Source organism: Citrobacter sp. XY323, assembly GCF_025106035.1.
GTDB classification, from domain to species: Bacteria; Pseudomonadota; Gammaproteobacteria; order Enterobacterales; family Enterobacteriaceae; genus Citrobacter; species Citrobacter braakii.
Map to the genome: position 1 here is coordinate 16,993 of NZ_JANYUK010000018.1, position 13,047 is coordinate 30,039.

Consider the following 13,047-nt stretch of genomic DNA (forward strand, 5'->3'; position numbering starts at 1 on the left):
GTTGTTTGTACTGGCGTGAAAGAAAGCGTTCTCATGTCAAACGGCTTCTTGCCTGCAGGCCTCAGCGTTTTTGCTGCAGTCATGTCAAAAAAGCGAGAGCCAGAACAAACAGCAGCGTCAGTATCTTGTCCTGCGTGGACAGTCCCAAAAACATCTGGATGATTCTCAGTAATAACTCACACATATCAACAAGCCCCTCATGATTCAGAATCTTTGAGGTCCGATAGTAAGGAGTTTGTACTTTGCGTATTTTGTAAAGTCCGGTAATGCCTCTGTCGAAGACTGAGCGCGCTTCCCCTGACACCGAATGAAACCATCACTCAGAGTAATCACACTCCCCGGCATAATATTTTGCCACGACCATCCTTTTCGCACGGTGCTGACTCTGTCCGGACATTTCTGTGTTAATTGATGCCGGTATTATCACCCTGAGTGACAGTACCGGGCGCATTCAGAATTTTCCCGACGCTCTTAGGAATTTTCTCACACCTGTAACACGGGTGATGATAACCATTGATGTAGTCCCTTACGAATATCATAACTCAGGTGATAATAAGTAGACGTATAACTACTGAGTTAAATTACCGGATGGCTGTTTTCGGGTGATCCGATTTTTTGCCTATTCACGACTTTCCGGAAGTGTACCACGGTCAGGGAATAAGCGAAGCGGTCTTTTCCGCCCCTGAGAACCTGGTCAGATAAAGAGGAATTAACACAACATATAGAAGATAATTCCGCTGATAGAGTGGCATATGTTGTGTTTCCTGGCCGCAGTGCGCCGGCGTGTGGAGGAAAGATCCGAGACTGCCTTTTTTCGGATCCCGGATGACAAAACGCATGATATTTCCTGTAAATGCAATTATTCATAACATTTATATTCATATATGTTAAAAGTGCGAAATTAGCATCAGTTGTTGGTTATTATTAAGATTTCAGCAACAAACCGTATCCCACCCGCTTCGTTAAAAAAACCGAAGGTCATCAGAAGCGCTCACTGATCGTTCCGGGCTGAGACGGTGGCAGCGTCACGGGTAATGTCTCTATTTTATTGGTCGTGAGGAAGGCCGGATAATGGCCAAACTAAGAAGCCATAGCATTGGGGGCAGCCTGCTGATCTGGTATGATCGAGCAGAGGCTCATCTCAATGAGCAATCCCCGCAACAAATTTTTTCGGGGTGCAACAGACCCTTTAGTGTCTAGGCCTGAAAAAAAAGAAAGCACGGTCTCTGAGAGACTACGGTCCTTACGCAACCATACCGGTTAGCGAGCTTTATATTTTCATTATGACTATCTGTATAACAGGGGAATGAATGTGATTAAAAAAATATGCGAAGTGATTGATGGAGAGTATGTCTGTGACATTGATATCAGTGTGGAAGAATGGAAAACTTTATTAACAAATGATAAAGTTTTTGACACAAAAAGTATTGCAGCGTTAAAAAAATGGTTTATTGAGCCAAATCATTCCTGCACATGCTTCGATATTGGTAAGAAGTACGACCTGCACAGCATGAGTGCTAATGGAGTCATAAACGGACTGGGTGGCAGAGTTCAAAAAGAACTTGGTAGATTCGAGGTTAAAGGTGTCGGAAATATCGCATCCGGTACAAAATTCATTACCGTAATGAAGAGTAAAGAAATCGGCGGAAAACCCAAAAGAAACTTATGGACAATTCGTGAGGAACTTGTTCAGGCAATTAACGAACTGGATTTTTTTGGTACAACAGAAATGGCCAGCAGTGAGTATTACTCTGACGATGAGTTGATCAATGCCATAGAGAAAAGTAATATCTTTGACAACGTTCAGACGTTTGAATATACAGGGGAAGCCAAACCAAAGAAAAATGCAATAGAAGTAAAAAATGGCCTCTCGTATCCCAGGAGTAAAGGCGTATCCCAAAATGCGCTGAATAAAGCAGGTTACAGATGTGAAGTCGATAGTGACCACCCAACATTCAGAAGGCGAAATTCATCCTTAAATTACACAGAACCTCATCACATTGTACCTATGTCCAGGCAAGATGCGTTTGACACATCTCTTGATGTTGAAGAAAATATCATATCTCTGTGTTGCAATTGCCATAAACAAATTCACCTTGGTCAGGGTTATGAAGATATGCTGAAAGAAATATACACTGCGCGAAAAAGGTTATTAAAAAAAGTTGGTATTGATATATCACTGGAAAACTTGATTCTTTATTACAAAATGGAAAGTAAGTGAGATTCAAACGAGAGTGATACCTTCGTTTTATTGGGCGGGATGAACAGCAGATGATGTTTCCGGCAAGTATCGGGTCCAGAAACTTTCTGTTAAAAAAGAGGTAAAAGTAGTCTTGAGCCCTGACTGCGAATTGCCATTGCGCATGACCAGAGAACAGGACGAACCCCTGCCAAACCCAGGCATGAGAAACACCTTTAAAACATAGACTTAATTAAAATCAGCAATTCCCATCGAAATAATAAGCAAGCAGAATTGGCTCAGGTGAATTTCACTCGGTGCAGTGCATGCGTTGGGGGGGGTAAAAGGAAAAACCCGAAATGAATCGGGTTTTGATTAATTAACGATTAACAGGTTCCCGTGCCCGGGAACACTCTGACTGTACGCGCAATATATTATTTCCGCAATCATTATTTTTGATTACCAAGCCATTTATTCATCTGCTCAATTTCACCTTTTTGAGCTTTAATGATGTCCTGCGCGAGCTTTCTCATTTCCGGATCTTTTCCGTATTTTAGCTCGGTCTCAGCCATTGCTATTGCCCCTTCATGGTGTGCTACCATGCCTTTCGCAAAAGCCTTGTCGGGATCGGACTCTTTTACAGCGGCCATCATTTTGTCATGCATACCTTTCATGCCGGACATATATTCCTGTGACGATGCCGATGAGGATATATCTGACATTTTCATTTCTGAATGTTCTGCGGAAATCGCTGGCAGGGATAACATCAGTATAACAAAAAGCGAATTTGTGATTTTCATATAATAAACCCTTTCAGATGGTTACCGGATAAGTTTAGCTGAGTCAGACAAAAAAGCCCCCTGAAAGGGGCAAAAAATAACAACATATCCGTATAAGGGACAATCTATCAAGGAAAGGGTAACCGCACGGAAACTTCAGTTGTCATCAGCCCGCATTGATCATGCGGCGGTGTGCATCAGCCATAGCCTGATGGGGGCCGGACTGACCGTTATTCGTAAATTCATGGGCAACAGCTGCTCTTTCATGTTCATTCATCGCCGCAAACGAAGTCGCCGGACGGGAAGCGTTAACGGTGCCAGTTCCCATCATCTTCTGATGACTTTCCGCCATTTTTTTATGTGCATCTGCTGAACTATTGTTCATGGTTTCATGAACAATAATAGCCTGTTCATGCTGATCCATACCGGCCATCCGTGGGGCTGCCCCCTGGATGGCGGCTGGAGTTGAAGAAGACTGCATCTGATGGGCCGGAGCCTGAGCATTATTGACACGCTCATGGATATTTACGGTTTCAGTGGCCCAGGCCGTAGAAATTAAGCTCAAACCTAACACTGATGCTAAGACGATATTTTTCATGGTAACTCTCCATTTCTGAATTAGTGATGTCCGTGAATTTCGATCTGTGTCCTCAGTAGTACAACTGACAACTCTACAGACCTTATTCCGCCGGGATGAGGCTTTAATACAACTCCTGGCTTGTGCTGATGCCGTGTATGGATGAAGTAATAATGCCTTCCTGATAAGTTGCACTAATTATATCGAATGGCTTCTGTTTGCTGCATGACAGGCTAATGACATCTTTGTCATTTAAATCTTTATTCTCAGTACTGGGTTTCCGGAATCATTTTCTCCAGTCTGGGCACGGATAGGATAAAACGAGTTGAACGTACGTCCGATTCCACCTGCACTCTTCCGTGATGTGCTTCCACGATGGACTTCACAATCGCAAGGCCGATGCCGCTGCCTTCTCCTTTTCGTTGTCTGGACGGATCTACCCGATAAAAACGGTCAAACAGCCTTGATAAATGCTCTTCAGGGATTGGTTTCCCCGGATTTTCAATCACAAGGTCAAAAAAGCTCTCCTGCTCTCTTATTGAGACGGTGATTGCCTGTCCCTCCGGGGTATAACGCAGGGCATTGGATAACAGATTATTGATCGCCCTTCTGAACATTTGTGGATCTCCCTCAACCAGGCAGGGCATCCCGTTAAATTTGAGCGTGATATTGCGTTCTTCGGCCCAGGCTTCGAAAAACTCGAAGACTTTCATGACTTCTGCTCTGAGGTCAAACCGGACCCTGTCAGGTATCAGCTGATTATTGTCCGCCTGCGCCAGGAACAGCATGTCGCTGACCATTTTGGTCATCCGGTTATACTCTTCAAGGCTGGAATAGAGGACATCCTCAAGTTCCTTCTGGGTTCGATCCTGACTCAGCGCGATTTCAGTCTGCGTCACCAGATTGGTGATGGGCGTTCTGATCTCGTGCGCGATATCGGCTGAGAAATTGGCCTGGCGGGTAAAGACATCCTCAATCTTTCCAATCATATGATTGAACGAGATAACCAGCTGCTCCAGCTCAATGGGAACGCGTGTCGGTTCCAGCCGCGCATCAAGATTCTCGGAGGTGATGTTTTTAATGGCATTGCTGACATTACGAAGGGGCAGGTGCCCCTGACGGACAGCGATGCGAATGATCAGAACAATCAGCAGGCTTATCACGACGGCGATCGCAATCAGATTTTTTTTCAGCGCATCGAGGTAATGGAGATGGAAATTAATGGAGAGACCAGTCAGCATGACATAGTTCTGCTGTTTGCCCTGAAATATCGCCTGGCCAGAGGAGGCGATAATCCGGTATGTTTCCATCTTCATTTCAGACCCGGTATCCATCGGTCTCGCAGGATCCTCCACCGTCCAGAGAAAGACATCCCGTGCGCGGCTGTGCTCGCTAAAATCTGCTGAATTCACGGCCGGGCGTAGTGCTGCCCCCTGCGCTGAACTAAAGAGCACCTCCCCCCTGGGATTGAGGAGCAAAAGTGCAACGTTGCGGTAGCTGGCGATCGATTCCTTTATTTTGCTTACTTTTTTTTCATCCGGATCTGCCGGGGACTGGAGTATACGGCTCAGTGTGGTGCTGATTTGTTGAAGATCGCTGACATCCTGCTCGGCAAAATGATTTTCAACAGAATGCAGCATAAACCAGGTGAAGGCGATAAAAGCCAGTATTGTGGACAGGCTGATAAAAAAGGTCAGCCGCAGCGCGAGTGAGAAAGGGCGTCTGGAAGGTTTGCTATGCATCCGGGACCTCCAGCATATAGCCCACGCCCCGGACTGTCTGGATCAGCTTTGTCTCGTAATCGTTGTCTATTTTAGCGCGGAGTCGCTTTACGGCGACATCAATCGCGTTAGTGTCGCTGTCAAAATTCATGTCCCAGACCTGAGAGGCAATCAGGGAGCGGGGAAGAACCTCTCCCTGATGGCGAATGAAAAATTCCAGCAGGCTGAACTCTTTACTGGTGAGCATAATGCGGTTTCCGGCGCGACTGACTTTTCTGGATACGAGATCAATCGAGAGATCAGCCACCTTAAACTGGCTTTCCGTGATCATCGTGCTTCCCCGCCTCAAAAGGGTTCTCACCCGGGCCAGCAGTTCGGCAAACGCAAAGGGTTTAACCAGATAATCGTCCGCACCCAGTTCCAGTCCTTTGACCCTGTGTTCGATCGTGCCGAGGGCCGTCAGCAGTAAGACCGGCATACCCTTTCCGGCAGTGCGCAGCATGCGGATGATATCCCAGCCGTTCACATCAGGCAGCATGATGTCCAGAATGACTAAATCATACTCAGCTGTCATGGCGAGATGATATCCGGTAAGACCATTATCAGCGTGATCCACTACGAACCCTGCCTCTGTAAGTCCTTTGCTGAGATATTCACCTGTTTTAATTTCGTCTTCGACGATCAATATTTTCATCTTGCTCCCCGGCTGGCTGCTAAGGTCATTCTATTGCGCCCACGATCGTTATCAACGGATTACAGCAAAAATGACAACATTGTCATTATCCTGTCACCCGGCAAACAGAGAGCGTTCGGTAAAGTACTCCTATCAATACTCTGGACTTCATTTGGACCATTTACCAGGTCTGCCTGGACGAGAAGCGTTATGTTCAAATTAAAATTACTCAGCATTAGCACGATATTCATCCTGGCCGGTTGTGTCTCTCTGGCGCCAGAATATCAGCGCCCGGCAGCACCGGTACCCCAGCAGTTTTCACTGTCCCGAAACAGCCTGACGCCAGCAGTGAATGGTTATCAGGATACGGGCTGGCGTAACTTTTTTGTCGATCCCCAGGTTACACGGCTGATTACTGAAGCCCTGAATAATAACCGTGATTTGAGAATGGCTGCCCTGAAGGTTGAAGAGGCCCGGGCCCAGTTCAACGTCACGGATGCAGATCGTTATCCCCAACTGAATGCCTCATCCGGGATCACCTACAGCGGTGGTCTGAAAGGCGACAAGCCGACCACACAGGAGTATGACGCGGGTCTGGAACTCAGCTATGAGCTCGATTTTTTTGGCAAACTTAAGAATATGAGTGACGCTGATCGGCAGAACTACTTTGCCAGCGAAGAAGCCCGTCGGGCCGTACACATCCTGCTGGTCTCCAACGTTTCACAAAGCTATTTCAGCCAGCAACTGGCGTACGAACAACTCCGTATTGCGCGGGAAACGCTGAAAAATTATGAACAGTCCTATGCTTTCGTTGAGCAACAACTGGTGACCGGGAGTACGAACGTTCTGGCGCTTGAACAGGCCAGAGGACAAATCGAAAGTACCCGTGCCGAAATAGCCAAACGAGAAGGCGATCTGGCTCAGGCAAACAATGCCCTGCAACTGGTGCTGGGAACGTACCACGCACTTCCGTCAGAAAAAGGGATGAAAGACGGGGAGATCGCGCCAGTAAAACTGCCACCAAACCTGTCCTCACAAATTTTACTGCAGCGCCCGGATATCATGGAAGCGGAATACCAGCTAAAAGCGGCTGATGCCAATATTGGCGCAGCGCGAGCGGCATTTTTCCCGTCCATTACCCTGACCAGTGGCCTTTCCGCAAGCAGTACAGAGTTGTCCAGCCTCTTTACGTCAGGAAGCGGAATGTGGAATTTTATCCCCAAAATTGAAATTCCTATTTTCAATGCCGGCAGAAACAAAGCCAATCTGAAACTGGCTGAAATTCGCCAGCAACAGTCGGTGGTTAATTACGAACAAAAAATCCAGTCGGCCTTCAAGGATGTTTCCGACACGCTTGCCCTGCGCGATAGTCTTAGCCAGCAACTCGAGGCACAGCAGCGTTATCTTGATTCACTCCAGATAACCCTCCAGCGGGCCCGGGGATTATATTCAAGTGGTGCAGTCAGCTACATAGAAGTGCTGGATGCAGAACGCTCGCTGTTCACTACGCAGCAAGCCATTCTCGACCTTACCTATTCCCGACAGGTTAACGAAATTAATCTGTTCACCGCGCTGGGTGGCGGTTGGATAGAGTGAATTATATTCAACATATCAGGAAATTAAAAATGCGTAACTCACTTAAAGCCGTTTTATTTAGTGCCTTCTCTGTCATGTTTTCTGCCGGTCTTCATGCTGAAACACATCAGCATGGCGATATGAATGCTGCCAGTGATGCTTCGGTACAGCAGGTTATCAAGGGCACCGGTGTCGTTAAAGACATTGATATGAATAGTAAAAAAATCACCATTTCGCACGAAGCAATCCCTGCGGTGGGCTGGCCTGCAATGACCATGCGCTTCACTTTTGTTAATGCAGACGACGCTATCAATGCCCTGAAAACCGGCAACCATGTCGATTTCTCGTTTATTCAGCAGGGCAATATCTCCTTACTCAAAAGCATTAACGTTACGCAATCCTGATTAACAGTCCGGAGCGAATACATCCAGTGCGCCTGAACATTCATTAAGGGATTACTGAGAATGAACGATCGGGCGCATATGCCAGGTGTTTTGATTTTTCAGCGAGAAATTGTATGGCTTCTTTAAAGATAAAATATGCTGCAATAATTATCAGCAGCCTCATAGCAGGAGGGCTGATATCGGTTACTGCCTGGCAGTATGTAAACTCATCACCAAAAACAGTACAAACAGAAAAAACGGCACCGGAGCGAAAGGTACTTTTCTGGTATGACCCGATGAAACCGGATACCAAATTTGATAAACCCGGAAAATCTCCCTTTATGGATATGGACCTGGTGCCAAAATATGCTGATGAAAGTGGCGAGAAAAGCGGTGGCGGGATCCGTATTGATCCAACGCAGGTTCAGAACCTGGGATTAAAAACGCAAAAAGTCACGCGCGGAATGCTGAATTATTCTCAGACGATCCCGGCTAATGTCAGTTATAACGAGTATCAGTTTGTCATTGTGCAGGCGCGCTCTGACGGTTTCGTCGAAAAAGTGTATCCCCTGACGACTGGCGATCATGTGAAGAAAGGAACACCGCTTATCGATATCACCATTCCTGAATGGGTCGAGGCGCAAAGTGAGTTCCTGCTGTTATCCGGTACAGGCGGTACGCCAACCCAGATAAAAGGGGTGCTGGAGCGACTTCGTCTGGCTGGTATGCCGGAAGAGGATATTCAAAGGCTGCGTTCAACCCGCACAATCCAGACCCGTTTTACCATTAAAGCACCTATTGATGGTGTCATTACTGCATTTGACCTGCGCACCGGCATGAATATTTCGAAAGATAAGGTGGTGGCTCAGATTCAGGGGATGGACCCGGTCTGGATCAGCGCTGCAGTGCCGGAATCTATCGCCTATCTGCTGAAAGATACGTCGCAGTTTGAAATTTCGGTACCGGCTTATCCGGATAAAACATTCCATGTCGAAAAATGGAACATTCTTCCCAGCGTGGATCAGACAACCCGTACGCTTCAGGTCCGTCTCCAGGTATCTAATAAGGATGAGTTTCTCAAGCCGGGCATGAATGCCTATCTGAAACTGAATACCCAAAGCCAGGAGATGCTGCTGATACCAAGCCAGGCCGTTATCGATACCGGCAAAGAACAGCGCGTGATTACTGTTGATGATGAAGGCCAGTTTGTGCCGAAACAGATCCACGTTCTGCATGAATCACAGCAACAGTCCGGCATTGGCTCCGGCCTGAATGAAGGTGATACCGTGGTGGTCAGTGGCCTGTTCCTCATTGACTCCGAAGCCAATATTACGGGCGCGCTGGAACGTATGCGCCACCCTGAAAAAACAGAAAACAGTATGCCAGCAATGTCTGAGCAGCCTGTAAATATGCATTCAGGGCACTGAGGAGACGACGATGATTGAATGGATTATCCGGCGCTCTGTCGCCAACCGTTTCCTGGTCATGATGGGCGCACTGTTTCTCAGCATCTGGGGCACATGGACGATAATTAACACGCCGGTCGATGCGCTGCCTGACCTGTCAGATGTGCAGGTCATTATTAAAACCAGCTATCCCGGACAGGCCCCGCAGATTGTAGAAAACCAGGTCACCTATCCGCTTACCACCACCATGCTGTCCGTACCTGGCGCAAAAACCGTGCGTGGTTTCTCACAGTTCGGGGATTCGTATGTGTATGTCATTTTTGAAGACGGGACCGATCTGTACTGGGCCCGTTCGCGCGTGCTGGAATACCTGAATCAGGTTCAGGGCAAACTGCCTGCGGGTGTGAGCTCTGAAATCGGTCCGGACGCCACGGGAGTGGGCTGGATATTTGAATATGCCCTGGTCGATCGCAGCGGAAAACACGACCTTTCAGAACTGCGTTCTTTGCAGGACTGGTTCCTGAAATTTGAACTGAAAACCATCCCGAACGTGGCGGAAGTAGCTTCGGTTGGCGGCGTGGTGAAACAGTATCAGATCCAGGTCAATCCGGAGAAATTGTCCCAGTACGGTGTCAGCCTGCCTGAAGTGAAACAGGCTCTTGAATCGTCTAACCAGGAGGCCGGTGGTTCATCCGTTGAAATGGCCGAAGCGGAGTATATGGTCCGGGCCAGCGGATATCTTCAGACCATTGATGATTTCAATAACATTGTCCTGAAAACCGGCGAGAACGGTGTACCGGTTTATCTGCGGGATGTTGCCCGCGTGCAGACCGGGCCTGAAATGCGGCGAGGTATTGCCGAACTGAACGGCCAGGGGGAAGTCGCCGGCGGCGTGGTGATCCTGCGGTCGGGTAAGAATGCGCGCGACGTTATCACGGCAGTGAGGGATAAACTGGACACGCTGAAGGCCAGCCTGCCGGAAGGTGTTGAAATTGTGACCACCTACGATCGCAGCCAGTTAATCGATCGGGCCATTGATAACCTCAGCTACAAACTCCTGGAAGAGTTTATCGTGGTGGCCATCGTCTGTGCCCTGTTCCTGTGGCACGTACGTTCTGCCCTGGTGGCAATTATTTCTCTGCCGCTAGGCCTGTGTATCGCCTTTATCGTCATGCACTTCCAGGGACTGAACGCCAATATTATGTCGCTGGGAGGGATTGCGATTGCCGTCGGAGCGATGGTGGATGCCGCCATTGTGATGATTGAAAATGCGCACAAACGGCTTGAGGAATGGGATCATCAGCATCCGGGTGAGCAGATTGACAACGCCACCCGCTGGAAGGTGATTACCGACGCCTCCGTGGAAGTGGGACCCGCACTGTTTATCAGCCTGCTGATCATCACCCTGTCCTTTATTCCTATCTTTACCCTGGAAGGTCAGGAAGGACGTCTGTTTGGACCGCTGGCATTCACGAAAACGTACTCCATGGCGGGCGCGGCCGCGCTGGCCATCATCGTCATTCCGATTCTGATGGGATTCTGGATCCGGGGGAAAATTCCTGCCGAGACCAGTAACCCCCTGAACCGGATGCTGATAAAAGCGTATCATCCATTACTATTGCGGGTCCTCCACTGGCCAAAAACAACCCTGCTGGTTGCGGCCTTGTCTATCTTCACGGTTATCTGGCCACTGAGCCAGGTGGGCGGTGAGTTTCTGCCGAAGATCAACGAAGGTGACCTGCTTTATATGCCGTCAACGTTGCCAGGTGTCTCTCCGGCAGAAGCAGCGGCGCTCCTGCAGACCACGGATAAGTTAATCAAAACCGTTCCTGAAGTGGCCTCTGTATTTGGCAAGACCGGTAAGGCAGAGACCGCAACGGATTCCGCGCCACTCGAAATGGTGGAAACCACCATTCAGCTGAAACCTGAGGATCAGTGGCGGCCAGGCATGACGATTGACAAGATTATCGATGAACTTGATAAGACCGTCCGTCTGCCTGGTCTGGCAAACCTCTGGGTGCCGCCAATCCGTAACCGTATTGATATGCTCTCAACAGGGATCAAAAGCCCGATAGGTATCAAAGTGTCCGGAACGGTTCTGTCCGATATCGATGCGACGGCGCAGAGTATCGAAGCAGTAGCCAAAACGGTACCGGGCGTGGTGTCTGCCCTGGCTGAGCGACTTGAGGGTGGGCGCTACATCGATATCGATATCAATCGGGAAAAAGCCTCCCGCTACGGAATGACGGTGGGCGATGTGCAGCTGTTCATCTCATCAGCCATCGGCGGCGCGACGGTAGGGGAAACGGTTGAAGGCGTGGCCCGGTACCCGATTAATATCCGCTATCCGCAGGATTACCGGAACAGTCCACAGGCGCTGAAACAGATGCCGATCCTGACCCCGATGAAGCAGCAGATCACGCTGGGCGATGTTGCGGATATTAAGGTCGTTTCAGGGCCGACTATGCTGAAAACGGAAAATGCCCGTCCAGCCAGCTGGATTTACATTGACGCGCGCGGCAGGGATATGGTGTCGGTGGTTAATGACATTAAAACGGCGATCAGTCAGAAAGTGAAACTGAGACCGGGTACCAGCGTGTCATTCTCCGGACAGTTTGAACTGCTTGAGCATGCCAACAAGAAACTGAAGCTGATGGTGCCGATGACGGTGATGATCATCTTCATTCTGTTGTATCTGGCATTCCGCCGGGCTGATGAGGCCTTACTTATTCTGATGAGCCTGCCGTTTGCGCTGGTAGGCGGGATATGGTTCCTGTACTGGCAGGGCTTCCATATGTCAGTGGCGACCGGCACCGGGTTTATTGCCCTGGCCGGGGTGGCAGCAGAGTTTGGCGTGGTCATGCTGATGTATCTGCGTCATGCCATTGAAGCGCACCCGGAATTGTCCCGTAAAGAGACATTCACACCGGAAGGTCTTGATGAAGCCCTCTATCATGGTGCCGTATTGCGTGTCCGGCCGAAAGCCATGACCGTGGCGGTGATCATTGCGGGCCTGCTGCCCATACTCTGGGGAACCGGCGCAGGTTCAGAGGTCATGAGCCGTATTGCGGCCCCCATGATTGGCGGGATGATCACGGCTCCGCTGCTGTCCCTGTTCATTATTCCTGCCGCCTACAAACTCATCTGGCTGCGCAGACATAAAAAGAGCGTGTCATAACCCTGAAAGGGCACCCCTGTGGGTGTCCTTTTGCATAAATTCACCCTGGCATCAGGGTTTATATCGATAACATACAGAGGTGAGTATGAAAAAAATGATTCTAATGTTCCTGGCTCTCGGCATTTCACTGCCCGTGATGGCGAGTGAAAAAGTCATTGATATGTACAAATCTGAAAACTGTGGCTGTTGTTCCCTGTGGGGCAAGGCGATGGAAAAAGCCGGGTTTGAAGTGCGAACTCACGTCATGAATGATCAGGCGCTGTCAGCCCTGAAAGAAAAGCATGCTGTTCCTGCAGGACTACGAAGTTGTCATACCGCGGTTGCCGGTAATTTGATCATTGAAGGCCATGTGCCTGCGACAACGATTTATAAAGCAATGCAGTCTGGTTCAGGTATATACGGTCTCGCCACCCCCGGTATGCCGGCAGGAAGTCCGGGAATGGAGATGGGAGCCCGAAAAGAGGCTTACGATGTTATCGCATTCTCACCGGATGGAAGTAAAAGAGTCTTCCAGCGAATCGAATAGTCAGCGGAACGGCTGATAACGGGACGCCGGTAGCAGGCCCTCTTATGCCG

The 13,047-nt window shown here is 48.9% G+C and carries 10 protein-coding genes; 6 read left to right on the forward strand and 4 right to left on the reverse strand.

What is annotated here, in order from left to right; translation table 11 throughout:
- The first annotated feature begins 1,312 nt into the window (after positions 1-1,312).
- Positions 1,313-2,221, forward strand: coding sequence for an HNH endonuclease (locus N0B36_RS21720; RefSeq protein ID WP_007374408.1), 909 nt, complete (start codon positions 1,313-1,315; stop codon positions 2,219-2,221).
- A 407-nt stretch (positions 2,222-2,628) separates the two neighbouring features.
- On the opposite strand, the gene N0B36_RS21725 is transcribed toward N0B36_RS21720, so the two are convergent.
- The 4 genes from N0B36_RS21725 to silR all read right to left on the reverse strand — a co-directional run bounded on the left by N0B36_RS21725 (position 2,629) and on the right by silR (position 5,950).
- Positions 2,629-2,979 carry a DUF305 domain-containing protein gene (locus N0B36_RS21725; RefSeq protein WP_007871800.1) on the reverse strand — a complete coding sequence of 117 codons (351 nt, stop codon included), beginning with the start codon at positions 2,977-2,979 and terminating at the stop codon, positions 2,629-2,631.
- A gap of 145 nt (positions 2,980-3,124) precedes the next feature.
- The gene (gene silE, locus N0B36_RS21730) at positions 3,125-3,556 is read right to left on the reverse strand and encodes a silver-binding protein SilE (RefSeq protein WP_053263389.1); all 432 of its coding nucleotides are present in this window, start codon (positions 3,554-3,556) and stop codon (positions 3,125-3,127) included.
- A 245-nt stretch (positions 3,557-3,801) separates the two neighbouring features.
- Positions 3,802-5,277, reverse strand: coding sequence for a copper/silver sensor histidine kinase SilS (silS, locus tag N0B36_RS21735; protein ID WP_053263388.1), 1,476 nt, complete (start codon positions 5,275-5,277; stop codon positions 3,802-3,804).
- Positions 5,270-5,950: a copper/silver response regulator transcription factor SilR gene (gene silR, locus N0B36_RS21740; protein ID WP_032716635.1), complete on the reverse strand. Its 681-nt coding sequence runs from the start codon at positions 5,948-5,950 to the stop codon at positions 5,270-5,272. Before silR ends, silS begins: the two co-directional genes overlap by 8 nt.
- A gap of 189 nt (positions 5,951-6,139) precedes the next feature.
- Here silR and silC point away from each other — a divergent pair, with 189 nt between their 5' ends.
- The 5 genes from silC (at position 6,140) to N0B36_RS21765 (ending at position 12,997) form a co-directional block, all read left to right on the forward strand.
- Positions 6,140-7,525, forward strand: coding sequence for a Cu(+)/Ag(+) efflux RND transporter outer membrane channel SilC (gene silC, locus N0B36_RS21745; RefSeq protein WP_032716634.1), 1,386 nt, complete (start codon positions 6,140-6,142; stop codon positions 7,523-7,525).
- A gap of 29 nt (positions 7,526-7,554) precedes the next feature.
- On the forward strand, positions 7,555-7,908 hold the full coding sequence (cusF, locus tag N0B36_RS21750) for a cation efflux system protein CusF (protein ID WP_032716633.1): 354 nt from the start codon (positions 7,555-7,557) through the stop codon (positions 7,906-7,908).
- A 113-nt stretch (positions 7,909-8,021) separates the two neighbouring features.
- On the forward strand, positions 8,022-9,314 hold the full coding sequence (silB, locus tag N0B36_RS21755) for a Cu(+)/Ag(+) efflux RND transporter periplasmic adaptor subunit SilB (RefSeq protein WP_086530009.1): 1,293 nt from the start codon (positions 8,022-8,024) through the stop codon (positions 9,312-9,314).
- Positions 9,315-9,324: 10 nt separating this feature from the next.
- A complete protein-coding gene (silA, locus tag N0B36_RS21760; protein ID WP_032716631.1) occupies positions 9,325-12,471 on the forward strand; it encodes a Cu(+)/Ag(+) efflux RND transporter permease subunit SilA in 3,147 nt (1,048 codons plus the stop codon).
- Between the two features lie 85 nt (positions 12,472-12,556).
- A complete protein-coding gene (locus tag N0B36_RS21765) occupies positions 12,557-12,997 on the forward strand; it encodes a DUF411 domain-containing protein (protein ID WP_020996125.1) in 441 nt (146 codons plus the stop codon).
- Positions 12,998-13,047 lie beyond the last annotated feature (50 nt).